The following is a 22,961-nucleotide window of genomic DNA, read 5'->3' on the forward strand; positions in this document are numbered from 1 at the left end:
CGGCCCCACGCAGACCGGGAAGACACGCCCTGGGGGTGACCTCGACAGCAGTACGGCAGCGTACCGGTCGCGCGGGGCCACTTCGGCGCCCCCGCGGTCCGCCGCCGTACGGCCGCTCGCCGGGGCGCGGACGAGCCGGGCGCGTTAGCCTGAACCCGGATTGACGCCTTTGTGCTGATATCCGTTGTCCCTACTCCCGTCCCCACATCCGACCGGCCGGAGGAACGGAGGCGCGCTGCATGGCGGTGGTGACTCCGCGGGTCTTCGTCTCGCACCTGTCCGGCGTCGCCGTCTTCGATCCCAACGGTGACCAGGTCGGACGCGTCCGCGACCTGGTCGCGATGTTGCGGACGAAGGGCAGCGGAAGCCGTGAGGGCCGCCCGCCCCGGCTGCTGGGGCTGGTCGTCGAGGTGGCCCAGCGGCGCCGCGTCTTCCTGCCGATGACCCGGGTGACGGGCGTGGAGTCCGGACAGGTCGTCACCACCGGCGTGATCAACATGCGCCGCTTCGAACAGCGCGCCTCCGAGACGCTGGTCCTCGGCGAACTCCTCGACCGCCGGGTGCGGCTGGTGGAGACCGGCGAGGAGGTCACCGTCCTCGACATCGGCATCATCCAGCTCCCGGCGCGCCGCGACTGGGAGATCGACAAGGTCTTCGTCCGGCGCGGAAAGGGCGGGGCACTACGCCGTAAGGGGGAGGCGCTGACCGTCGAGTGGTCGGCGGTGACCGGGTTCTCGCTGGAGGAGCACGGGCAGGGCGCGGAGAACCTGCTGGCCACCTTCGAGCAGCTGCGCCCCGCCGACCTCGCCGGGGTGCTGCACCACCTGTCGGCCAAGCGCCGCGCGGAGGTCGCCGCCGCCCTCGACGACGACCGGCTCGCCGACGTCCTGGAGGAACTGCCGGAGGACGACCAGGTCGAGATCCTGGGCAAGCTGAAGGAGCAGCGCCGGGCCGACGTCCTGGAGGCGATGGACCCGGACGACGCCGCCGACCTCCTCTCCGAACTCCCCGAGGAGGAGAAGGAGCGGCTGCTGACGCTGATGCGCCCGGAGGACGCCGCGGACGTCCGGCGTCTGATGGCGTACGAGGAGCGCACCGCGGGCGGTCTGATGACGACGGAGCCGATCGTGCTGCGGCCGGACGCGACGGTCGCCTACGCGCTGGCCCGGGTCCGCGACCCGGACCTCTCGCCCGCGCTCGCCGCCCAGATCTACGTCTGCCGGCCGCCCGACGAGACGCCGACGGGCAAGTTCCTCGGGGTGGTGCACTTCCAGCGGCTGCTGCGCGATCCGCCGTTCACGCTGGTCAGTTCGATCGCCGACACCGATCTGCCGCCGCTGCCGCCGGACGCCTCGCTGCCCGAGGTGACCCGCCATCTGGCGACGTACAACCTCGTCTCCGCACCGGTCGTCGACGACAGCGGTTCGCTGCTGGGCGCCGTCACCGTCGACGACGTCCTCGACCATCTGCTGCCGGACGACTGGCGGGAGACGGAGCTGCACGGCGAGGAGCAGCCCGCCGGGGAGGGGCCCGGGGAGAACGGGCGGGCGCCGGAGGTGGACCGTGGGGCCTGAGGAGCGCGAGGGCGCCCGGGCGCGGGCGAACGGTGCGTCGGCGCTGCGGCGCGGGGCGAACGAACGGCCGCGGGTCCGCCTCGACCAGCCGCGGGTGCCGCGCCGCACGCTGTTCCCGGAGTACGACCCGGACGCGTTCGGACGGCTGTCGGAGAAGATCGCCCGTTTCCTGGGGACCGGGCGGTTCATCGTCTGGATGACGGTGATCATCATCCTGTGGATCGGCTGGAACGTCACCGTCCCGCTCCCGCTCCGGTTCGACCAGTACCCCTTCATCTTCCTGACCCTGGCGCTCTCCCTCCAGGCGTCCTACGCGGCACCGCTGATCCTGCTGGCGCAGAACCGGCAGGACGACCGGGACCGCGTCACCCACGAGCAGGACCGCGGACGCAACGAGCGGTCGATCGCCGACACCGAGTACCTGACGCGGGAGATCGCGGCGCTGCGGCTGGGCCTGGGCGAGGTCGCCACCCGCGACTGGATCCGCTCCGAGCTGGCGGAGCTGATCAGGGAGCTGGAGATGCGGCAGCCGGACGGCGCGGAGCGTGACGAACACGACCGCTGAACGGGCTTTCCGCCACCGGCCTACCCCGCCGTAATATCGGGGCATGGCTACCGACACGCCCCCAGGCGCCGCGCCGAGCGAGGACGCGGTCCGCGACGCGCTCGCGACGGTGAACGACCCCGAGATCCACCGCCCCATCACCGAACTGGGGATGGTCAAATCGGTGGACATCGCGGCGGACGGCACGGTGGCGGTCGTCGTCTACCTCACCGTCTCCGGCTGCCCGATGCGCGAGACGATCACCACCAACGTCCGCGACGCGGTCGCCCGCGTCGACGGTGTCACCGGCGTCACCGTCGAGCTGGACGTCATGAGCGACGAACAGCGCAAGGAGCTGGCGGCGGCGCTGCGCGGCACCACCGCCGAGCGCGAGGTGCCGTTCGCCAAGCCCGGTTCGCTGACCCGCGTCTACGCGGTCGCCTCCGGCAAGGGCGGCGTCGGCAAGTCGTCCGTGACGGTCAACCTCGCCGCGGCGATGGCGGCGGACGGCCTGAAGGTCGGGGTCGTGGACGCCGACATCTACGGCCACTCCGTCCCGCGGATGCTGGGCGCCGACGGCCGTCCCACCCAGGTCGAGAACATGATCATGCCGCCGTCGGCGCACGGCGTGAAGGTCATCTCGATCGGCATGTTCACGCCCGGCAACGCCCCGGTCGTCTGGCGCGGCCCGATGCTGCACCGCGCCCTCCAGCAGTTCCTCGCCGACGTCTACTGGGGCGACCTCGACGTCCTCCTCCTCGACCTGCCGCCCGGCACCGGCGACATCGCCATCTCCGTGGCGCAGCTCGTCCCCAACGCCGAGATCCTCGTCGTCACCACACCCCAGCAGGCCGCGGCCGAGGTCGCCGAGCGGGCCGGATCGATCGCGGTGCAGACCCACCAGAAGATCGTCGGCGTCGTCGAGAACATGTCCGGGCTGCCGTGCCCGCACTGCGACGAGATGGTCGACGTGTTCGGCACCGGCGGCGGCGAGCGGGTCGCCGAGGGCCTGACGAAGACGACCGGCGCGCAGGTGCCGGTGCTCGGCTCCATCCCGATCGACGTCCGGCTGCGCGAGGGCGGCGACGAGGGCAAGCCGGTGGTGCTGAGCGACCCCGACTCCCCCGCGGGCGCCGCGATCCGCGCCATCGCCGGAAAGCTCGGCGGCCGTCAGCGCGGCCTCCAGGGCATGTCGCTGGGGATCACCCCGCGCAACAAGTTCTGACCCGCTGACCTGCGGCGGGACGCCCGCCTGCACGCCGAGGGGGCGGACCGGGGATCTCCGGTCCGCCCCCTCGGCGCAGCTGCGCCGCGCTCAGCCCTCGTACGCGGCGAGGTCCTCGATCGCCCCGAAGCCGAGGCCGTACGCGCTCATCCCCCGGCCGTACGCGCCGAGGTGCACCCCGTCCTCGCCGCCCGCCGAACCGGCCAGCACCCAGCCGTACGCGGACTCGCGGTAGCGGAACGGCGTCGGCTCGCCGTCGACCGGCAGCAGCAGCTCGCTCCAGCCCTCGCCGTCCAGGTCGTCCGCCAGCTCCCAGGCGAGCGCGGTCTGCTGGTCCAGCCAGTCCTGGCGCAGCGCGCGGTCCATCGTCGTCGGCCAGGTGTGGGCGAGCAGCCCGGAGCCCGCCAGCCAGGCGGCGGTCGAGACGGAGGTGGCGTCCAGCACGCCGGTGCCGTCGCCGCTGCGCCGTACCGGGCGCCCGGCGACCGTCACCACGACGGCGAACCGCTCGTCCTTGGGCGTCTCGGTCTTTATGGTCGGCTCCTCGCCGTGGCCGGTCGCACCGTGTTCGACGGTGCCGTCGGCGGCGGCGCCGACCCGCATCAGCCAGCGCGGTCCGGTGAACGCCTCATCCAGGCCGTACCAGGGGAAGGCCGCCAGCAGATAGCCGTCGACCTTCCGCCCCGCGTCGGCCGTATCCGACTGGGCCGCAGCCCGACTCACCGTCTCCATCTGCGCGGAGCCTCCTCGTTGCCCTGTGTCGTGGGCGGCCCGCCCCCCTCAGGCGTCCTCACCCCGGACACCGGGAGCATAGCCAGTGACCCGGCGGGACAGAGCGCAAGGGCGTGCCCACGGCATGCGACATCCGCCCGGTGGGCGAGCGTGCCGCGGACCGGGCGGAGGATGCCGGCTCAGGTGGCGTCGGTGTCGAAGGGCGGACGCTCGCCCGGGGCCAGGGCGCCGGAGGACTTCTTCGTGAGGTCGATCCGGCCGTCGGACGCCGCCGCGCCGTCCTTGGAGAGGTTCGGCCGCCCGCCGTCGGAGGGGGCGTCGCCGTAGCTGCGGACCGCGTCGGTGACGTCGGCCATCTCCTTCTTGAGGTCGAACCCCTCGCGGATCTCCTGGAGGTCCTTCAGCCCGTACTCGTCCTTCTCCAGGACGTGCTTGCGGACGAAGTTCTTGGGGCGCAGGTCGTCGAACTCGAAGTCCTTGAACTCCGGGCCCAGCTCGCTGCGGATGTCCTCCTTGGCGCTGTCCGAGAACGCCCGGACCTTGCGGATGAAGCCCATCACGTCCTGGATGACCCTGGGCAGCTTGTCCGGGCCGAAGATGAGCACACCGAGGATCACGATGGCCACCAGCTCCAGGGGTCCTATGTCGAAGAACACCTTCAGCTCCTTGGTTGTCCGCAGCCACTCGTCGGCCCGGGGCCAGGCCACCCCTCACGGTACCTGGCCCCACGCGTCGCACGGGAGTCACCCGCGCCAACGCCGTGCAAACGTCAGCCGGTGCCGGACGAACCGAGCGTGAGGTGAACGGTCCGGTCCGTGCCGCCGCGGCGCAGGGTCAGCGTCAGCGCGTCGCCCGGCCGGTGGCTGCGGATCTTGACGATCAGCTCCTCACCGCTGTGGACGGGGGCACCGTCCAGCCGGGTGATGACGTCGCCGCCCTTGATCCCGGCCTTGGCACCGGGGCCGCCCGGGGTGACGGGGTTACGGCCGTCCTTGGAGACGCCGCTGACCCGCGCGCCGTCGCCCGGGTACTCCATCTCCAGCGTGACGCCGATCACCGGGTGGGTGGCCCGGCCGGTGTTGATCAGCTCCTCGGCGACCCGTTTGGCCTGGTTGATCGGTATGGCGAAGCCCAGACCTATGCTGCCGCCCTGGGTGCTGCCGTCCGGACTGGAGCCGTCGGCCGCGCGGATGGCGCTGTTGATCCCGATCACCCGGCCGTCGCCGTCGACCAGCGGGCCGCCGGAGTTGCCCGGGTTGATCGGCGCGTCCGTCTGCAGCGCGTCCACGTAGGACACGTCGCTCCCGTCGCCCTTCTCGCCGCCCGCCGTGATGGGCCGCTGCTTGGCGCTGATGATCCCGGCGGTGACGGTGTTGGCGAGGTCGTACGGCGCGCCGATGGCCACCACCGGGTCGCCGACGCGGACCGCGTCGGAGTTGCCGAGGGCGAGCGGGTGCAGCCCGGAGACGTTGTCGACCTGGACGACGGCGAGGTCGTAGCCGCTGTCCCGGCCCACCACACGCGCCTTGGCCGTCTGCCCGCCGCTGAACGTCACCGAGATCTCACCGCCGTCCCCGGCGGGCTCCACGACGTGGTTGTTGGTGAGGATGCGGCCCTGCCGGTCGAGGACGAAGCCGGTGCCGGTGCCCTGCTCGGCGTTGCCCCGCACATGGAGCGTGACGACGCCGGGCAGCGCGGACTGCGCGATCCCGGCGACGCTGTGCGGATCGCGGGGCCCGGGCGCCTCGTCGGCCTGCGGCAGGACGATGTCACCCGGCCCGCCGTGGCGCTCGACGTACACGCCGACGGCGCCGCCCACGCACCCGGCGAACAGCGCCAGCACCACCGCCCCGACGACGAGCGGACCGCGCCGGGCACGCCGGACCGGCGGCTGCACCGCGGGGGTGTGGTGCCCCGGCGGGCTCCACGGGTCGTACTGCTGCCAGGCGCCGCCCGGGTGCGCCGGGACGAGGGGGCCGTGGTCCCCGGACGCGTCGGGGTGCGGAACGGGCCGTTCGGGCGGCAGCGGGGCATCCGCCACCGGCAGCGCGGCGGTACGCGCCACCGCGGACCGCGGACCGCCGTCGCCGGGGCGCGGCACGAACCCGCCGCCGTCGGTACCGTTCCCGCCCTGCGGATACGGCTGCGGCGCCACCGGCCGCTCGGCGGGGAGCGGCTGGTCGGCGTAGGGCGCCTGCGGCGGCAGCGCCCCCGGCAGGGGCGGCGCGGCGGAGCCGTAGGCAGGCGCCGCACCGGGCTGCGGCAGCGGGGTGCCGTGGGCCGGGGTGGTCACCGGCCGCTGCACCGGCGGCGCGGGCGCCCACGGCCCGGGGTCGCCGTACGGCGGCGTGCCGTAGGGGTCCTTGGGGTGGCGCGGGCCGTCGGGGACGGCGGGCGCCCCGGCCGCCGGCGCGGGCGCCGCGTCGGGCTCGGCCTTGGTGAGCTGAAGGGTGGCGGGCTCGACGGCGGGCGCCTCGGCCGGGGTGGTCACCACGGGGGCGGCCGCCGGAAGCGGTGCGGGGGTGGCGGCGGGGGCGTCCGCCGCGGGGGCCTCGGCTACGGGGGCTGCCGGGGCCGTGGGCGCGGGGGTGTCCGCCGCGGGTGCCGTGGCGGCGGACGTCGTCAACGACGCGCGGGTGGCCGCCAGCGGCTCCGGCGGGGGCCACTCGTCGTCGGGCTGCGGCCGGGCCCCGGACGGGACGGCCGGCTGCGGACCGGCGGAAGCATCGGGCTGCGGCCCGGCGGCGGCCGGCTGCGGGCCCGCCTCACCGACCGGCATCGGCTGCGGACCGGCCGGGGCCGGGGCGCCGGGCACCGTCCCGTCCGCGGCGACCGGCTGCGGACCGACGGGAGCCGCGGCGGCTGACCGCGGACCGGTGGGATCCGGGACGGCCGGCTGCGGACCCACGGGAGCCGGGGCGGCCGGCTGCGGGGCCACGGGAGCCGGGACGGCCGGCTGCGGGGCCGTATCCGCCGCGGGCGGGGCGCCCGCGGCGGCGGGGACCGGCGGGGAGACGGCGCCGCCCTCGGCGGTCACCGGCTGGGGCTGGGGGCCCGGTCCGGGGTGGGGCTGCGGGTCGGGGGTGCGCCCCGGCCGGCTCCACCACTTCAGCTTCGGCCCGGTGGCCGTACCGTCGTCCATGCTCTCCCCACCATTCGCCCGCACGCGCGCGGGCCACCGCCACCTCGTGGACCGTGCGCGTGTCGACGACACACACCGCCCCGCAGCGATTCAACCAGTTCCCGATGACGGAGCGCAGGCGGCGGTCAGCGCGGAGCGGCGGCGGGTGGGTGGAAGGCGGGGGTGGGGGACACCGCGGAGCCGACGAGCGGGCGGAGTTCCCCGGCGACGGGGGTGTACGGGCCCGGGGCACGGGAGGTGCCGGCGGTCAGGGGCGTCGGGCGCCCGGCGCCGTCCTGGTCGGGCGGGGCTATCAGCGGACCGAACCGGCCGCCGGACGGTATCCGTGCCGGGGGCGAGGCGGGCGGCGGGGCGGAGGGGCCGTACAGACCGGTGGCCCCGGGCGTGGCGGGGGCGACCGGACCGGTGACGCCGCCGGAGGTCAGCAGTCCGGCGTCGCGGAGCGGGTCACTCCCGGCGACCGGGGTGGCGCTGAGCGGGACGACGGCGGTGCCGGTGCCGTCCTGGCGGCCCGCCGGGTCGATCGCGGCCTCCAGCGGAAGGGTGCCGCCCAGGGCAAGGGCGGCCAGCGAGACGGCTCCGGCCGCGGCGAACGCGAACCGGCGGCGTGGCGCCGCCGGGCGCTCGCTCTCATGGATACGGAAGCCCCGCTGCCGGGGCGCGCGCAGTTCGCCGGTGTGCGCACCGGAGGACGGCTGATAGCCGAAGCCACCGCCGTCCCGGTCGAACTCGGCGCGCCCGAAGGGGCCCAGGCCGCCGCCGGGGCCGTCCGGATCTCCTCCGGGCAGCCCCTGCAACCGCGCCAACAGCCCCTCCGAGGGGCCGGGTGGCGCGGTCTGCGCGAAGACGCTCTTGAGCCGACGCTGGGCGTCGGCCTCCGCCTTGCACCGTCCGCAGGTCGCCAGGTGCGCGAGCACCCGCTCCCGGGCGTCATGTCCCAACTCGCCGTCGACCAGGGCTGCGAGGCGGTCACCGAGATGCTGCTCGGCGGGGGAAGCACCGCCAATGGGGCTCACGCGATTCCGACCTCCCCGGTGGACACCGCGGCCAGCGACCGCTGCTCGCGCTCCTCGGCCCGCACCTGCGGGGAGCGGTGCTTGAGCGCCTTGCGCAGATGCGAGCGGCCACGGTGGATCCGGCTGCGGACCGTGCCGAGCTTCACGCCGAGCGTCGCGGCGATCTCCTCGTACGACAGGCCCTCGATGTCGCACAGGACGACGGCGGCGCGGAACTCCGGCGCCAGGGTGTCCAGCGCCTGCTGTACGTCGGCGTCGAAGTGGGTGTCGTTGAAGTGCTGCTGCGGCGACGGCTCGCGGCTGGGCAGCCGCTCGGCGGCGTCGTCGCCCAGCGCGTCGAAGCGGATGCGCTGGCGGCGGCGGACCATGTCCAGGAAGAGGTTGGTCGTGATCCGGTGCAGCCAGCCCTCGAACGTGCCCGGCGTGTACGTCGAGAGCGAGCGGAAGACCCGGACGAAGACTTCCTGGGTCAGATCCTCGGCGTCGTGCTGATTGCCGGTGAGGCGGTAGGCGAGGCGGTAGACCCGGGCACTGTGGGTGCTGACGATCTCCTCCCAGCTGGGGGGAGTCCACGCCTGCGCATCCGCGTCTGCGGCGAAGGTCGCGGTAGGAGCGGAGTGGTGGGTGCGGAGACGGTCAGCGGTGTCGGTCACGGATTTCGGCTCGGCGAACGGCCGTCGCAGGCGTCTGCGCCCTCGGCGGTCACCCGTCGCAGCCGCACCTCCCCTGGTGGCTCTGGTGGTGTCCAGTAGAGCCCCTACCATATCCACCTCGCCCGTTAGCTCCGGATAAGCAGTTTTGACCTGCATTTGGTGCTGCTTCCGCGCTTGCTTCACGTCTCCGTCGGTCTTCACCCGCGCATCCCCCCTCTCCCCCGTTAACGCCCGGTCCCATCTGCGGGTTCCCGCACGCAGCGGATACAGTCACCGTTGCGTCAACTACGGGGACAGGAGAGGGCCATTACCGGCAACCGGCAGACGGGCCTGGCATTCGCCGAGGCGTACGGCGCCGGGACCATCGACGACGCCACCGACATCGCCCTGCGCTGGTCCCGCACCTGCGCCCGCGACGCCGGGATCCGTACGGTGTCGACCGCCACCGGAGCCGCCCTGCGGATGCTCGCCGCCACCGCCGGCGCCAAGGCCATCGCCGAGATCGGCACCGGCACGGGCGTGTCGGGCATCTACCTCCTGCACGGCATGCGGCCGGACGGCGTGCTCACCACCGTCGACCTCGAACCGCAGCGGCAGACCTTCGCCAAGCAGGCGTTCCGCGAGGCGGGCTTCGCCGGGAACCGCGCGCGGTTCATCCCGGGCCGGGCGCTGGACGTCCTGCCGCGGCTCGCCGACGGCGGCTACGACCTGGTGTTCTGCGACGGCGATCTGGCGGAGTTCACCGACTACCTCGCGGAGGCGCTGCGGCTGCTGCGCCCCGGCGGGCTGGTCTGCTTCGCGGGCGTCTTCGCCGACGGCCGTACCGTCGACTCCGGTGAGCAGCCCGACGAGGTGCTGCGCCTGCGCGAGCTGCTGCGCGCCGTCCGGGACAGCTCCGCGCTCGTGCCGTCGCTGCTGCCGGTCGGCGACGGTCTGCTGTGCGCGGTCAAACGCGGCTGACCCGGACCGGCCGGCTCGTCGCCGCACGGCCGCCCGCGCCCGCCACGGACGTCGGCCTCCGCTGAGCCGCGCGCCGCCCGCGTCCGTCCGCCCGTACGACGAAAGGCCCCGGCGGGAGCGCACGAGGCGCGCCCCGCCGGGGCCTTGATCATCGGCTGGGGGTACCAGGGGCCGATGCCCCGGGGAACCGCAGCAGTTCGGGCCGCCCTCTCAGACGGTGACCTTCTCCAGGGCCTCACCCAGGGCCTTTGCTTCGTCGGGTGTCAGCTCGACGACGAGTCGCCCGCCGCCTTCGAGCGGAACGCGCATGACGATGCCCCGCCCCTCCTTGGTCACCTCGAGCGGGCCGTCACCCGTCCGCGGCTTCATGGCCGCCATGCTCGTTCCCCTTCCTGAAACCAGCTCATCCTCAGCCGACCGCCGACGGCCGCATATCGGCACGCGTCACCGGCATCGAACACATTGCTTCCAGGCCATTATCCCGCATCGAACGACCCGATGACCAACATCGGACAGCTTCCCTTCGGCAGCCCACTCCCCCAAACCGCCTCAATTCGGTGAGTGGCCTGCGATACTGCGCCACCCTGCACACCCCGGGCCACCCTCATTCTTTGACGTACGTCACATGCCGGGGGCTGATGATCTCCGGCATCCTGAGCGCTGACCGCCCCCGAAGGGCGGCGCCACCCGCGACGGAGGGATCCCCACTCATGGCAGACAGCGTGCTCTACGACGTGACCGACGGACTCGCCACGATCACCCTCAACCGGCCCGACGCGATGAACGCGCTGAACATCGACGCGAAGGTGGCGCTCCGGGACCGGCTGCGGGACGCGGCGGCCGACCCCGCCGTCCGCGCCGTCCTGCTGACCGCCACCGGCCGCGCGTTCTGCGTCGGCCAGGACCTCAAGGAGCACATCGGGCTGCTCGCCGCGGACCGGGAGAGCGGCGACGGCGCCACCATGAGCACCGTGCGGGAGCACTACAACCCCATCGTCACCGCGATCGCCGGGATGCCGAAGCCGGTGGTGGCGGGCGTCAACGGCGTCGCGGCGGGCGCGGGCTTCGGCTTCGCCCTCGCCGCCGACCACCGGATCGTCGCCGACTCGGCGTCCTTCAACACCTCCTTCGCAGGCGTCGCGCTCACCGCCGACTCCGGGGTGTCCTGGACGCTGCCGCGCGTCGTCGGCCCCGGCCGCGCCGCCGACCTGCTGCTCTTCCCGCGCAGCCTCGATGCGCGGGAGGCGTACGCGCTGGGCATCGCGAGCGAGGTGGTGCCCGCCGCGGAGCTGGCCGACCGGGCGGCGGCCGTCGCCCGCAAGCTCGCCGCCGGGCCGACCGTCGCCTACGCGGCGCTCAAGGAGTCGCTGGCCTTCGGCGCCGGGCACACCCTGGCCGAGGCGCTCGCCAAGGAGGAGGAGCTCCAGGCGCGGGCCGGTGCCTCCGAGGACCACCACATCGCCGTCGAGGCGTTCGTGAAGAAGGAGAAGCCGGTCTACCTCGGGCGCTGACCCGGGGCGCGCCGCCGGGCCCGTCCCGGGCGGGCGGGCGGCCCCGGGGCTCAGCCGGTGGCCGCCGCCCGCTCCGTCGCCTCCCGTGCGTGGCAGTCGGCGAGGTGGTCGTTGACCAGGCCGCACGCCTGCATCAGCGCGTAGGCGGTGGTCGGGCCGACGAAGCGGAAGCCGCGCTTCTTGAGGTCCTTGGCGAGTGCCGTGGACTCCGGGGTGACCGGCAGGATGTCGGCGACGGTGCGCGGCACCGGGCGGTCGGCCCGCCCGGGCGCGTACGACCAGATCAGGGCGTCCAGCTCGCCGGGGGCCAGCGTGGCGGCGAGGCGGGCGTTGCCGAGGGTCGCGGCGATCTTGGCGCGATTACGGATGATGCCGGGGTCGGCGAGGAGCCGTTCGGCGTCGGCGTCGGTGAACCGCGCGACCTCGGCGATACGGAACCCGGCGAAGGCGGCGCGGAACGCCTCCCGGCGGCGCAGGATCGTGATCCAGGAGAGCCCGGACTGGAACGCCTCCAGGCACATCCGCTCGAAGAGCGCGTCGTCGCCGTGGACCGGGCGGCCCCACTCGGTGTCGTGGTACGCCCGGTAATCGGCCATCTTCTCGGACTCCATGCCCCAGGGGCAGCGCGGAACGCCGTCCGGGGCGCTCACCACACCCGTCATGACCGGCCCTCCGGCTCCGGCGCGGCGGTGGCGCCGCCGCGCGCCTCCGGCTCCTCGCCCTCCGGCCGCGGCCGCTCCGGCGTCCGCACTGGCTCCCCGCTTCCGTCGGCCCGCTCCGCGGATTCCGGGTCCCGGCCCTCGGCGGCTGCCTCGTCCACCGGCTCCCCGTCGCCCCGGATCAGGCCCGGCGCGCCCATGGAGGCGGCGTGGCAGCCGGCCAGTGCGGCCTCCAGTTCGGCGATCCGGGCGTCCCGCTCGGCGAGTTCGGCGCCGATGCGGTCGAGGGCGTCGTCGACGTCGTTCATGCGGTAGCCGCGGGCGGTGACGGCGAAGCGTACGGCGTCGATGTCGGCGCGGGTCAGCGGGCGTTCCTGGGGCAGTGGGTCGTACAGCTGCTCCGGCTCGGTGTCGCGCAGCCCGCCGCGCTCGCCGCCGACGACGACAAGAGTGACCACGGCGACCACCACGACCATGGCGATCAGCAGAAACCAGAACACGACCAACTCCCCGGAAGAGGCACCTGCCCCGATCGTGCCATGCGGGTGTGACAGTCACCGTCCTTGCCGACGGTGACGCCCGCAGGTCCGGGCACCGTGACACCGCTGCGGGTCACGGCGAGGACGTAAGGTCGCTGGCGGACCACCGAGAAGGAGTGAGAATGCTGCGGCTGGGGAAACGCGAGTTCGACGCGCACGAGCCGGTGATCATGGCGATCGTGAACCGGACCCCGGACTCCTTCTACGACCAGGGGGCGACGTTCCAGGACGAGGCGGCGCTCACCCGCGTCGAGCAGGCCGTCGCCGAGGGCGCCGCGATCATCGACATCGGTGGCGTCAAGGCCGGTCCCGGCGCGGAGGTCACCGCCGAGGAGGAGGCGCGGCGCACCGTCGGCTTCGTCGCGGAGGTGCGGCGGCGCCACCCGTCCGTGGTCATCAGCGTGGACACCTGGCGGCACGAGGTGGGCGAGGCGGTCTGCGAGGCCGGCGCCGATGTCCTCAACGACGCCTGGGGCGGGGTCGATCCGAAGCTCGCGGAGGTCGCCGCCCGGTACGGCGCGGGCCTGGTCTGCACCCACGCCGGGGGCGCCGAGCCGCGTACCCGCCCGCACCGGGTGGCGTACGACGACGTGATGGCCGACATCCTGCGCGTCACGCTGGGCCTGGCGGAGCGCGCCGTGGAGCTGGGCGTCCGGCGCGACGGGATCATGATCGACCCGGGGCACGACTTCGGGAAGAACACCCGGCACAGCCTGGAGGCGACCCGGCGGCTGGGCGAGATGACCGGCAAGGGCTGGCCGGTGCTGGTCTCGCTCTCCAACAAGGACTTCGTCGGCGAGACCCTGGACAAGCCGGTCAAGGAGCGCGTCCTCGGCACCCTCGCGACCACCGCCGTCTCCGCCTGGCTGGGGGCGCAGGTCTACCGCGTCCACGAGGTCGCCGAGACCCGGCAGGTGCTGGACATGGTCGCCTCCATCGCCGGTCACCGGCGACCGGCGGTCGCCCGGCGCGGGCTGGCCTGACCGGCCGGGGCGGGGCCGCATCCCGGCGGCCCCGCGGGCGGCGTCACCGCACGCCCGGCCCGACTTCCTTCGTCACCAGCGCGACCGCTTCCTCCACGTCGTCGCTGAGGTGGAAGAGCTCCAGGTCGCGCGGGGACGCCTTGCCCTCGGCGATCAGCGTCTCGCGCAGCCAGTCGACGAGGCCGCTCCAGTAGGCGGTGCCGAAGAGGACGATCGGGAAGCGGGTGACCTTCCGGGTCTGGACGAGGGTGAGCGCCTCGAAGAGTTCGTCCAGGGTGCCCATGCCGCCGGGCAGCACGACGAAGCCGCGGGCGTACTTCACGAAGCAGGTCTTCCGGACGAAGAAGTACCGGAAATCGACCCCGAGGTTCACGTAGGAGTTCATGCCCTGCTCGAAGGGCAGCTCGATGCCGAGGCCCACGGAGGTGCCGCCGGCCTCGTGGGCGCCCCGGTTGGCCGCCTCCATGGCGCCGGGGCCACCGCCGGTGATCACCGAGAATCCGGCCTCCACCAGCGCCCGGCCGAGCTTCACGCCGGTCGCGTACTCGGCGGAGTCGCGGGACGTGCGCGCGGAGCCGAAGACGCTGACCGCGGGGCCGAGTTCGGCGAGCGCGCCGAAGCCCTCGACGAACTCCGACTGGATGCGCATCACCCGCCACGGGTCGGTGTGCACCCAGTCCGAGGAGCCCTCGGAGTCCAGCAGCCGCTGGTCCGTGGTGCTGCGCAGCACCTGGTCGTGACGGCGCAGTACGGGACCCAGCCGCTGCTCCTCGGGGGCCGCTGCTCCTTCGGGACTGGCCATGTCGTGCTCCCTCCGCTGACAGATCGTTGCGGCTTCAGCGTAGATCCCGCGGCGGGCGGCGCGGACCGGTGCGCCCGCCCGCCCGGGACCGCGTCAGCTGGTCAGCCAGGCGCGCAGCCGCTCCTCGCAGTGGCCGATGCGCTCGGCGAGGACGCGCTCGTCCCGCTTGTGGGCGAGCAGCGGGTTGCCGGGGCCGTAGTTCACCGCGGGGACGCCGAGGGCGCTGAAGCGGGAGACGTCGGTCCAGCCGAACTTGGGGCGCGCGGTGCCGCCGACGGCGTCCATGAACGCCTTGGCCGCCGGGTGGGAGAGGCCCGGCAGCGCGCCCGGGGAGTGGTCGTCGACGACGAACTCGTCCACCGGGCAGTCCGCGAAGACCTCCCGGACGTGCGCCAGCGCCTCTTCGGGCGTGCGGTCCGGGGCGTAGCGGAAGTTCACGGTGACGGTGCAGGCGTCCGGGATGACGTTGTTGGCGACGCCGCCCTCGACGCGGACGGCGTTGAGGCCCTCGCGGTACTCCAGCCCGTCGATCATGGCGCGGCGCGGCTGGTACGCGGCGAGCTTGGTCAGGATCGGGGCGGCGGCGTGGACGGCGTTCGCGCCCATCCAGCTGCGGGCGGAGTGGGAGCGCTCACCGGTGGTGCGCAGCAGGACGCGGAGCGTGCCCTGGCAGCCGCCCTCGACCTCGCCGTCGGAGGACTCCAGGAGGACGGCGAAGTCGCCGGTGAGCCAGTCCGGGTGGGCGTCGGCGACGTGGCCGAGACCGTTGAGGTGGGCGGCGACCTCTTCCTGGTCGTAGAAGACGAAGGTGAGGTCGCGGTTGGGCTCGGGGACGGTGGCGGCGATCTTGAGCTGGACGGCGACGCCGGACTTCATGTCGCAGGAGCCGCAGCCCCACAGGTAGCCCTCGTCGTCGAGGCGGGAGGGGACGTTGTCGGCGATCGGCACGGTGTCGAGGTGACCGGCGAGCACCACCCGCTCGGCGCGGCCCAGGTGCGTGCGGGCGACGATGTTGTTGCCGTGGCGGTCGACCGTGAGGTGGCCGAGCGCGCGCAGGGCGTGCTCGACGGCGTCGGCGAGGTCCTTCTCGTTGCCGCTCTCGGACGGGAAGTCGACGAGCCGCGCGGTCAGCTCCGCGGCGTCGAGCGAGAGGTCGAGGGCGGGGTGATCTGTGGAGCGCTCCATACGGTCAACCCTAGGTCCTGTCGCCGTACCCCCGTCGTCCGCCCTCAGGGCGGGCCCCGCGGCTCCGACGGCAGGACCTGGCCCGCCGGGCTTCGCTACGGTGGGCCGCGTGCAGACCGCCTCGTCCCTGTCCTCCCCCGCCCGTCGGCGGCGTCCGTGGCGTACCGCCGTGGCGGTGGCCGCGCTGCTGGGCGCGGGGGCGTATCTCGCGGTGCAGCAGCTGGGCGGCGGGCCCGGGGAGCCGCGGTGCACGGTGGTGGCGGCGGACGGCGGGACGGCGCTGGAGCTGACCCCGGAGCGGGCCGCGAACGCGGCGACGATCTCCGCGGTGGCGTCTGCGCGGGGGCTGCCGCCGCGGGCGGTGACGATCGCGCTGGCGACGGCGATGCAGGAGTCCGGGCTGCGCAACCTCGACCACGGCGACAAGGACTCCCTCGGCCTCTTCCAGCAGCGCCCCTCGCAGGACTGGGGCACCTCCCGGCAGATCATGGACCCGGTCTACGCCGCCGGGGAGTTCTACGCACACCTGGTGAAGGTGCCCGGCTACGCGCGGCTGCCGCTGACCGAGTCGGCGCAGCGGGTGCAGCGCAGCGGCTATCCGCTGGCGTACGCGAAGCACGAGACGGACGCGACGCTGCTGGCGGACGCGTTGACCGGGCGCCGGGGCGCGGCCCTGTCGTGCGTGGTGCCCCGCCCGGCGAAGGGCGCGGACACCGGCGGCGCCGCGGGTGCGCGGGCGGCGGACGCCGGGGGCGCCCCGCGGGTGCGGGAGCGGCTGGTGCGGGAGTTCGGCGCCGGGGTGCTGTCCGGGGCGGGCGCCGGGGACGCGAAGGGCGGGCACGGGCGGACGGTGACGGTGCCGGTGGCGCGCTCCGGGGACGGCGGGGCCCACCGCGGCTGGCAGGTGGCGCTCTGGTCGGTGGCCCACTCCGCCGAGTTGGGCGTCGCACAGGTCTCCTACGCCGGACGGACCTGGCAGGCGTCCGACGCCGCGGCGGGCTGGCAGCACACCACGGGCGCGGGCGGTTCCGGTGCGGCGGCGGTACGGATCACCACCGGGCAGTAGTCCGGCGCTTCCCTCCATCGGGGCATACCCGTCAACCCCCGGTGCGCTCCCGCGCGTTGGTCCGCCGCGGATACCCGGAGAGGCCCCCTTTCCCTTACGTCACAAGGGTTACAGCCATCTCGCGAGAGAGGGCGGCATGCACATATTGCCCGCCTTTCGACACGGCGGATTATGTGACGCGTTATCAATTCTTTACCGGACTTCACCGCAACCTTCGGAGGGCTGACGCGGTAGTCAGGGCGTCCGTCCGCCCGGCGGACTCGGCACCTCGGTGCCCAGCTGTCAGAAGTACGCGCCCCCTCCGTCGAAGGAGCACCATGTCCCTCCCCGTTACGCGCCGGATCGCCCGAGCCGCCCTGCTGGTCGCGGCGAGCGCGGCACCCGTGGTCGGCGCGGCCGGTGCCGCGACCGCCGCGCCCCTGCCGAGCGCGACCGACCTGGGCGGACTGACCACCCTGGACTCGCAGCACACCAGCGAGACCCTCGACACGGTCGCCCACGAAGGCGTCGGCGTGGTGAACGAGGCCGGTGGCGCGGCCGCGCAGGAGCTCGCCCCGGCGCTCGCGGACACCGCGGCTCCGGTGATCCAGCGGGCCGCCCCGGCCACCCAGCGCACCGCCGACTCCGTCGGGACCGTCCTCGGCAAGGCCGGCAAGAACGGCCTGTCGACCGACACGCTGCCCACCGACGCGGTGAAGGGCGCGGCCGGCGCGGGCAAGGGCCTGCTCGGCGGCCTCCCCCTCGGCCGCTGACGGCGGCCGCACCGGCGCCGGACCCACACGGAGGGGCCCGGGGAGTTCACACTCCCCGGGCCCCTTCGGCGTAGGAGCTAGCCGAGCCGGCGGACCGCCGCGTCGACGCGCTCGTCGGTCGCGGTGAAGGCGATCCGGACGAAGCGGTCACCGGCCGGTCCGTAGAAGTCACCGGGGGCGACGAGGATGCCGCGCTCGGCGAGGTGGCCGACGGTGTCCCAGCAGGGCTCGTCGCGGGTGGCCCAGAGGTAGAGCGACGCCTCGCTGTGCTCGATGCGGAACCCGGCCGCCTCGAACGCGGTGCGCAGCGCGGCGCGGCGGCGGGCGTAGCGTGCGCGCTGCTCGGCGACGTGCGCGCTGTCGCCGAGGGCGGCGACGGTGGCCGCCTGGACGGGCGCGGCGACCATCATCCCGCCGTGCTTGCGGATCTGCAGCAGCTCACCGAGGACGGCGGCGTCGCCGACGGCGAACGCGGCGCGGTAACCGGCGAGGTTGGAGCGCTTGGAGAGCGAGTGCACCGCGACCAGGCCCTCGTGGGAGTCGCCGCAGACGTCCGGGTGCAGCACGGAGACCGGGTCGGCCTCCCAGCCCAGTTCGAGGTAGCACTCGTCGCTGACGACCAGGATTCCGTGCGCGCGGGCCCAGGCGACGATGCGGCGCAGCTCGTCGGCGGTGAGGACCCGGCCGGTCGGGTTGGACGGCGAGTTCAGCCAGAGCAGCTTGATCCCGGCCGGGTCGAGGTCGGTCGGGTCGTCGTAGGCAACCGGTTCGGCGCGGGCGAGGCGGGCGCCGACCTCGTACGTCGGGTAGGCCAGGCGCGGGTAGGCGACCTTGTCGCCGGGGCCGAGGCCCAGCTGCGTGGGGAGCCAGGCGACCAGCTCCTTGGAGCCGACGACCGGCAGGACGTTGGTGTGCGCCAGGCCGCGGGCGCCGAGGCGGTCGGTGGCCCAGCCGGTGAGGGCGTCGCGGAGCGCGGGGGTGCCCCAGACCGTGGGATAGCCGTGGCTGTCGGCCGCGTCGGTCAGCGCCGCGCGGATCAGCTCGGGCACCGGGTCGACGGGGGTGCCGACGGAGAGGTCGACGATGCCGTCGGGGTGTGCGGCGGCCGTGGCCTTGTAGGGCTCCAGGCGGTCCCACGGGAAGACCGGAAGGAGGGAGGAGACTGCGCCCACGATGCTCTCTTTCTGGTGCGGGGTGACGTCGGGGACGTCGGCGCGGGGGCCGGGTCCGGCCACGGTATGCGCGCCGGACCCGGAAATGCGCGAAGGCCCCGTACGGCGTCGGTGCCGTACGAGACCTTCGGGGCGCCGCGGTGGACCGCTTACTGGTTCTGCGGCGGCAGCGCGGCGATGAAGGGGTGGTCGCGCTCGATCAGGCCGAGCTTGCTGGCACCGCCGGGCGAGCCCAGCTCGTCGAAGAACTCCACATTCGCCTTGTAGTAGTCCTTCCACTCGTCAGGGGTGTCGTCCTCGTAGAAGATCGCCTCGACCGGGCAGACCGGCTCGCAGGCCCCGCAGTCGACGCATTCGTCCGGGTGGATGTACAAGGACCGGGAGCCCTCGTAGATGCAGTCGACGGGGCACTCCTCGATGCATGCCTTGTCCTTGACGTCGACACAAGGCTGCGCGATGACGTAGGTCACGCTGTCGTTCCTCCTCGGTAGGGCCGGCGGACCGATTGGCAGGCCGCCGCAGGGCGCGCGGGAGCGCGGCGTCGTCGATGCCCGCACCTAGTATCTCCGTTCCCGGGCACGAGACGAACAAGAGGGGCGGGAAGAGCGGTGGAATTCATGACCGACGGTCGTGCTGAAGTTCGCATCACCCATGCTGACGTGGGCAAAAGGGTATCGGTCCGGCGCCGTACGGACGACAGCGCAGGTCAGTGGGCGTTCACGGACGCGGTCGGCGTGCTCACATCCTGGACCGAGGGTGTGCTCATCATCACACGCAGGAATGGCGAGCAGGTCAGGATCGGGGAAGAGCTGCTGGTCGCGGCAAAAGTGGTGCCCCAAACCCCGGCCCGGCGGCGGGGTCCGGCCGCGGATGTCCGGGAACTGACGGAGGTGGCCGCCCGCGGCTGGCCGGCGGTCGGGACCGAACGCCTCGGCGGCTGGACCCTGCGGGCGTCCGGCGGCTTCACCCGGCGGGCCAACTCGGTGCTGCCGCTCGGCGACCCCGGCGTCCCGCTGGACGAGGCGCTGGCGCACACCGTCCGCTGGTACACGGAGCGCGGGCTGCCGCCGGTCGTCGCCGTCACCACCGGCCGCCCGGACGCCGACGAGGAGCTGGCCGACGCACTGGAGCGGCGCGGCTGGACGGCGTCCGGCCACACCCTGGTGCGGACCGGCGCACTGGCGCCGCTGGCCGACACCGGCGCCGACCTGACCCGGGTACGCCTCACCCGGGAGCCGGACGCGGCGTGGCTGGCGCGCTACCACCGGGCGGCCGGGCCGGTGCCCGAGGCGCGGGCGGTGCTGACCGGCGGCCCGTCGGTGTGGTTCGCGACCGTCGAGGGTGCGGACGGCGGCGCGGAGGCGATCGGGCGCTGTGTGGTGGACGGCCGGTGGGCCGGGTTCGCGGCGGTCGAGGTGGCACCCGGGGCGCGGCGCCGGGGACTGGCCCGCCTGGTGATGGCGGCGCTCGCCGCCCGTGCGCTGGACGAGGGGGCGTCGGCCGCGTACCTCCAGGTCGAGGCGGACAACGCGGCGGCGCTCGCGCTCTACGACGGGCTCGGCTTCACCGACCACCACGGCTACCACTACCGGACCGCGCCCGCGGCGGTGGCGCCCTGAGCGGGGCGGGGCCCGGCGGGCCCGAGGAGGCGGTGCGGGCGCGACGGCGGCGGTTCGCCGAGGAGGCGCGGGCCGAGCGGCCGGACCTGGTGCTGCTCTGTCTGCTGATCGCGGCGGAGGCCGATCCGGCGCTGGACGAGGCGGGCACGGACGCCGTACAGATCGAACTGGACGCTCTGGCCGGGCAGCTGCCGTTCGCGCCGGAGGGCGGCCCGGCGGCGTGGGCCCGTAACGTCGGCGAACTGCTCGGCCGCCGCCTGGGGTTCGGCGGGGCGCCCGCCGACTACCGGCGGCTGGAGTCGTCGCTGCTGCACGAGGTGGTGCGGCGGCGGCGCGGGCTGCCGATCCTGCTGTCGGTGGTGTGGACGGAGGTCGCCCGGCGGGCCGGGGCGCCGGTCTACGGGGTGGCGCTGCCGGGCCATTTCGTCGTCGGGTTCGGCGATCCGCACGGGGCGCACGTGCTGGCGGATCCGTTCGCCGGGGGCCGGTTGCTGTCCGAGGCGGACGCGGCGGAGCTGGTGGCGGGCGCCGGGGCGGCGCTCACGGCACCGATGCTGCTGCCCGCCGATCCGCTGGAGGTCGTGGCGCGGATCCTGAACAACATCCGCGCCTGGGCACAGGCCCGCCCCGAGCACGGCCCGGTGGGCCTGTGGGCGGTCGAGCTGGCCCTGCTGCTCCCCAGCCACCCGGCCCGGCTCCGCCACGACCGCGCCCAGGCGCTGCTGAACTGCGGCCGTTTCCTGGAGGGCGCGGCCGAGCTGGAGGAGTACGCGCGGGTGGTCGAGGCGGTGGACCCGGCGACGGCGGAGACGGTGCGGGGGCGCGCAGCGGAGGTCCGGGCGCTGCTCAACTGAGGCGCCCGCCGGGGCCGTCGGCGCCGCTCAGAGCCAGCCCTTGTCGCGGGCCGTGCGGACCGCCTCGGCGCGGTTGCGGGCGCCGGTCTTGCGGATGGCGCTGGAGAGGTGGTTGCGGACCGTGCCCTGCGAGAGGTGGAAGTGGCGGGCGAGTTCGGCCTGGGTGCCGCCCTCGTCGGCGCGGATCAGGATCTCGCGTTCGCGGTCGGTGAGCGGGCTGACGCCGTCGGCGAGGGCGGCGGCCGCGAGCGCCGGATCGATGACCCGCTCGCCGCCCAGCACCCGCCGGACGGCCTCCGCGAGCCGGGCCGCCGGGGCGTCCTTGACCAGGAACGCGGCGGCGCCCGCCTCCATGGCGCGGCGCAGATAGCCGGGGCGCCCGAAGGTGGTGAGGATGACGATCCGCACCCCGGGCAGCGCGGTGTGCAGGGCGGCCGCCGCGTCCAGACCGCTCATGCCGGGCATCTCGATGTCGAGCAGGGCGACGTCGACGGCGTGCTCCCGGGCCAGCGGCACGACCTCGTCGCCCCGGGACGCCTGGGCGACGACACGGAGGTCGTCCTCCAGCTCCAGCAGCGCGGCCAGCGCCTCCCGGACCATGGACTGGTCCTCGGCGAGCAGCAGACGGATCATGCGGCCAGCTTACGGGGGGGCGCCGCGGCGGGCCGGGGCGGAGGCCCGCGCCGGTCCGGGCTATCGCGCCGCCCCCGGTGCGGGCGGCGCCGCCTCGGCCTCGTCCGCCGGGCCGTTCCCACCCCCGTCGGGGACGGCCTCCTCCTGCGGCAGCGGCACGACCGCCGCGAGCCGGAAACCCCGGCCGTCGCCCGGCCCCGTCTCCAGCCGGCCGCCGCTCAGCGCGAGGCGTTCGCGGAGGCCGCCGAGGCCGTTGCCGTCGGTGGTGCCGCGGGCCGCGCCGACGCCGTCGTCGGCGACCGTCAGACGCAGCGCGGGCCCCCCGTCCGGGCCCGTCTCCTGCCTGAGCCGCAGGGTGCAGCGCCGGGCGCCGCTGTGCCGGACGACGTTGGTGACGGCCTCCCGCAGCGCCCAGGCCAGCGCGGACTCGACCGCCTCCGGCAGCGGTCGGTCCCGCTCCAGGGCGGGGTCGGTGTCCACCGTGATCCCGGCGGTGCGCAACGCGGCGCGGGCCCCGGACAGTTCGACGGCGAGGCGGGGCCTGCGGTAGCCGGTGACGGCCTCGCGGACATCCACCAGGGCCTGTCTGCCGACCCGTTCGATGTCGGCGATCTGCGCGGCGGCGTCCTCGGGGCGGGCGGGCAGCATCCGGCCCGCCAGCTCGCTCTTGAGCGTGATCAGCGAGAGCGAGTGGCCCAGCAGGTCGTGCAGGTCACGGGCCATCCGCAGCCGTTCGTCGTTGGCGGCGAGCCGGGCGACCTCCTCCCGCGCGGCGCGCAGCTCCTTCGTCGTACGGATCAGGTACTGCACGCCGATCATCGTGTAGCCGGTGCCGAGCGCCGGAAGGCCGTACGCGAGGAGGTAGTAGCCGCGGACCTCCGGGAAGCGGAGGCCGACGGTCAGCAGGACGACGGTGACGGCCGGGACGGCCCAGCGGGCGTGCTCCCACGGCAGGACGACGCCGGCGGCGACCGAGGTGAAGATGAACAGCACCAGCCAGTTGGCGCCGAGATGCCAGGTGAGGACGGTGGAGAGCACCAGCAGCGCGCCGAGGACCGGGTAAACCGCCCGCAGGGTGACGCCCCGCCACATGTGGCGGAAGACCAGCGCGAAGTAGAGCGCCACGTAGCCCACGAGGCCGACGGCGCCCAGGATGCGGGTGGTGCGCGGGGCGGAGCCGGTGAAGAGGTCGGCGACCGGGCCCGCGAGGTAGAGCATCCAGACGCTGATCCACAGCGCCTTGGAGACGGCCTGCCGCCGGGTCCGGGACGGCTGCCCCATCCGGATCGGGTTGTCGTCCTCCGTCCCGGGATCCCCGGCCCCGCGCTCCGTCGTCACGT

General features: G+C 74.5%; 24 protein-coding genes. 10 read left to right on the forward strand and 14 right to left on the reverse strand.

The genetic code is table 11. The features are described from left to right. Nucleotides 1-239: 239 nt before the first annotated feature. The 3 genes from ACF1BH_RS01740 to ACF1BH_RS01750 are packed head-to-tail and all read left to right on the forward strand — an operon-like array spanning nucleotide 240 to nucleotide 3,343. On the forward strand, nucleotides 240-1,574 hold the full coding sequence (locus tag ACF1BH_RS01740; RefSeq protein ID WP_391640392.1) for a magnesium transporter MgtE N-terminal domain-containing protein: 1,335 nt from the start codon (nucleotides 240-242) through the stop codon (nucleotides 1,572-1,574). Continuing rightward, nucleotides 1,564-2,139, forward strand: a complete 576-nt coding sequence (locus ACF1BH_RS01745; protein ID WP_391640393.1) for a DUF1003 domain-containing protein — start codon at nucleotides 1,564-1,566, stop codon at nucleotides 2,137-2,139. The genes ACF1BH_RS01740 and ACF1BH_RS01745 overlap by 11 nt, the downstream gene beginning before the upstream one ends. A gap of 43 nt (nucleotides 2,140-2,182) precedes the next feature. Then, a complete protein-coding gene (locus tag ACF1BH_RS01750; RefSeq protein ID WP_391640394.1) occupies nucleotides 2,183-3,343 on the forward strand; it encodes an Mrp/NBP35 family ATP-binding protein in 1,161 nt (386 codons plus the stop codon). A gap of 90 nt (nucleotides 3,344-3,433) precedes the next feature. Here the strand turns inward: ACF1BH_RS01750 and ACF1BH_RS01755 are convergent, their stop codons facing one another. The 5 genes from ACF1BH_RS01755 to sigE all read right to left on the reverse strand — a co-directional run bounded on the left by ACF1BH_RS01755 (nucleotide 3,434) and on the right by sigE (nucleotide 8,997). Then, nucleotides 3,434-4,075 (reverse strand): hypothetical protein, encoded by a 642-nt coding sequence (locus tag ACF1BH_RS01755; RefSeq protein ID WP_391640395.1) that lies wholly within the window; start codon nucleotides 4,073-4,075, stop codon nucleotides 3,434-3,436. A gap of 179 nt (nucleotides 4,076-4,254) precedes the next feature. Then, nucleotides 4,255-4,731 (reverse strand): sec-independent translocase, encoded by a 477-nt coding sequence (locus ACF1BH_RS01760; protein WP_391640985.1) that lies wholly within the window; start codon nucleotides 4,729-4,731, stop codon nucleotides 4,255-4,257. Between the two features lie 113 nt (nucleotides 4,732-4,844). Continuing rightward, complete coding sequence (locus ACF1BH_RS01765) at nucleotides 4,845-7,217, reverse strand: trypsin-like peptidase domain-containing protein (RefSeq protein WP_391640396.1); 2,373 nt, start codon at nucleotides 7,215-7,217, stop codon at nucleotides 4,845-4,847. 125 nt (nucleotides 7,218-7,342) lie between these two features. Further along, a complete protein-coding gene (locus ACF1BH_RS01770) occupies nucleotides 7,343-8,233 on the reverse strand; it encodes a zf-HC2 domain-containing protein (RefSeq protein ID WP_391640397.1) in 891 nt (296 codons plus the stop codon). Further along, nucleotides 8,230-8,997: an RNA polymerase sigma factor SigE gene (gene sigE / locus ACF1BH_RS01775; RefSeq protein ID WP_391640398.1), complete on the reverse strand. Its 768-nt coding sequence runs from the start codon at nucleotides 8,995-8,997 to the stop codon at nucleotides 8,230-8,232. Before sigE ends, ACF1BH_RS01770 begins: the two co-directional genes overlap by 4 nt. Nucleotides 8,998-9,162: 165 nt before the next feature. Between sigE and ACF1BH_RS01780 the strand changes: the two genes are divergently transcribed. Further along, the gene (locus ACF1BH_RS01780) at nucleotides 9,163-9,846 is read left to right on the forward strand and encodes an O-methyltransferase (RefSeq protein WP_391640399.1); all 684 of its coding nucleotides are present in this window, start codon (nucleotides 9,163-9,165) and stop codon (nucleotides 9,844-9,846) included. Between the two features lie 210 nt (nucleotides 9,847-10,056). Here the strand turns inward: ACF1BH_RS01780 and ACF1BH_RS01785 are convergent, their stop codons facing one another. Further along, on the reverse strand, nucleotides 10,057-10,224 hold the full coding sequence (locus ACF1BH_RS01785) for a DUF3117 domain-containing protein (RefSeq protein ID WP_003985072.1): 168 nt from the start codon (nucleotides 10,222-10,224) through the stop codon (nucleotides 10,057-10,059). Nucleotides 10,225-10,556: 332 nt separating this feature from the next. On the opposite strand from ACF1BH_RS01785, the gene ACF1BH_RS01790 reads away from it, so the two are divergent. Continuing rightward, on the forward strand, nucleotides 10,557-11,357 hold the full coding sequence (locus ACF1BH_RS01790) for an enoyl-CoA hydratase/isomerase family protein (protein ID WP_391640400.1): 801 nt from the start codon (nucleotides 10,557-10,559) through the stop codon (nucleotides 11,355-11,357). 50 nt (nucleotides 11,358-11,407) lie between these two features. Here ACF1BH_RS01790 and ACF1BH_RS01795 read toward each other — a convergent pair whose 3' ends face one another. Together ACF1BH_RS01795 and ACF1BH_RS01800 are read right to left on the reverse strand one after the other, a co-directional pair. After that, nucleotides 11,408-12,019 (reverse strand): DNA-3-methyladenine glycosylase I, encoded by a 612-nt coding sequence (locus tag ACF1BH_RS01795; protein WP_391640401.1) that lies wholly within the window; start codon nucleotides 12,017-12,019, stop codon nucleotides 11,408-11,410. Beyond that, on the reverse strand, nucleotides 12,016-12,516 hold the full coding sequence (locus tag ACF1BH_RS01800; protein WP_391640402.1) for a DivIVA domain-containing protein: 501 nt from the start codon (nucleotides 12,514-12,516) through the stop codon (nucleotides 12,016-12,018). The genes ACF1BH_RS01795 and ACF1BH_RS01800 overlap by 4 nt, the downstream gene beginning before the upstream one ends. Nucleotides 12,517-12,677: 161 nt before the next feature. On the opposite strand from ACF1BH_RS01800, the gene folP reads away from it, so the two are divergent. Continuing rightward, nucleotides 12,678-13,538: a dihydropteroate synthase gene (folP, locus tag ACF1BH_RS01805; RefSeq protein WP_391640403.1), complete on the forward strand. Its 861-nt coding sequence runs from the start codon at nucleotides 12,678-12,680 to the stop codon at nucleotides 13,536-13,538. Nucleotides 13,539-13,581: 43 nt separating this feature from the next. Here the strand turns inward: folP and ACF1BH_RS01810 are convergent, their stop codons facing one another. Continuing rightward, nucleotides 13,582-14,340 (reverse strand): TIGR00730 family Rossman fold protein, encoded by a 759-nt coding sequence (locus ACF1BH_RS01810; RefSeq protein ID WP_391640404.1) that lies wholly within the window; start codon nucleotides 14,338-14,340, stop codon nucleotides 13,582-13,584. Between the two features lie 93 nt (nucleotides 14,341-14,433). Continuing rightward, the gene (gene dapE / locus ACF1BH_RS01815; protein WP_391640405.1) at nucleotides 14,434-15,525 is read right to left on the reverse strand and encodes a succinyl-diaminopimelate desuccinylase; all 1,092 of its coding nucleotides are present in this window, start codon (nucleotides 15,523-15,525) and stop codon (nucleotides 14,434-14,436) included. A 109-nt stretch (nucleotides 15,526-15,634) separates the two neighbouring features. Between dapE and ACF1BH_RS01820 the strand changes: the two genes are divergently transcribed. Together ACF1BH_RS01820 and ACF1BH_RS01825 are read left to right on the forward strand one after the other, a co-directional pair. Continuing rightward, the gene (locus tag ACF1BH_RS01820; RefSeq protein WP_391640406.1) at nucleotides 15,635-16,591 is read left to right on the forward strand and encodes a heavy metal transporter; all 957 of its coding nucleotides are present in this window, start codon (nucleotides 15,635-15,637) and stop codon (nucleotides 16,589-16,591) included. A gap of 317 nt (nucleotides 16,592-16,908) precedes the next feature. Further along, complete coding sequence (locus tag ACF1BH_RS01825) at nucleotides 16,909-17,343, forward strand: ATP-binding protein (RefSeq protein WP_391640407.1); 435 nt, start codon at nucleotides 16,909-16,911, stop codon at nucleotides 17,341-17,343. 77 nt (nucleotides 17,344-17,420) lie between these two features. Here the strand turns inward: ACF1BH_RS01825 and dapC are convergent, their stop codons facing one another. Together dapC and fdxA are read right to left on the reverse strand one after the other, a co-directional pair. Then, nucleotides 17,421-18,515: a succinyldiaminopimelate transaminase gene (gene dapC, locus ACF1BH_RS01830; protein WP_391640408.1), complete on the reverse strand. Its 1,095-nt coding sequence runs from the start codon at nucleotides 18,513-18,515 to the stop codon at nucleotides 17,421-17,423. A gap of 149 nt (nucleotides 18,516-18,664) precedes the next feature. Further along, nucleotides 18,665-18,985, reverse strand: a complete 321-nt coding sequence (gene fdxA, locus ACF1BH_RS01835) for a ferredoxin (protein ID WP_004950253.1) — start codon at nucleotides 18,983-18,985, stop codon at nucleotides 18,665-18,667. A gap of 138 nt (nucleotides 18,986-19,123) precedes the next feature. Between fdxA and ACF1BH_RS01840 the strand changes: the two genes are divergently transcribed. Both ACF1BH_RS01840 and ACF1BH_RS01845 read left to right on the forward strand, forming a co-directional pair. Next, nucleotides 19,124-20,134, forward strand: a complete 1,011-nt coding sequence (locus ACF1BH_RS01840; protein WP_391640409.1) for a GNAT family N-acetyltransferase — start codon at nucleotides 19,124-19,126, stop codon at nucleotides 20,132-20,134. Between the two features lie 32 nt (nucleotides 20,135-20,166). Continuing rightward, nucleotides 20,167-20,988: a tetratricopeptide repeat protein gene (locus ACF1BH_RS01845; protein ID WP_391640410.1), complete on the forward strand. Its 822-nt coding sequence runs from the start codon at nucleotides 20,167-20,169 to the stop codon at nucleotides 20,986-20,988. 27 nt (nucleotides 20,989-21,015) lie between these two features. Here ACF1BH_RS01845 and ACF1BH_RS01850 read toward each other — a convergent pair whose 3' ends face one another. Together ACF1BH_RS01850 and ACF1BH_RS01855 are read right to left on the reverse strand one after the other, a co-directional pair. Beyond that, nucleotides 21,016-21,621, reverse strand: coding sequence for a response regulator (locus ACF1BH_RS01850; protein ID WP_391640411.1), 606 nt, complete (start codon nucleotides 21,619-21,621; stop codon nucleotides 21,016-21,018). A 60-nt stretch (nucleotides 21,622-21,681) separates the two neighbouring features. After that, complete coding sequence (locus tag ACF1BH_RS01855; RefSeq protein WP_391640412.1) at nucleotides 21,682-22,959, reverse strand: sensor histidine kinase; 1,278 nt, start codon at nucleotides 22,957-22,959, stop codon at nucleotides 21,682-21,684. Between the last annotated feature and the right edge of the window lie 2 nt (nucleotides 22,960-22,961).

Source organism: Streptomyces sp. NPDC014733, from assembly GCF_043083385.1.
GTDB lineage: Bacteria > Actinomycetota > Actinomycetes > Streptomycetales > Streptomycetaceae > Streptomyces.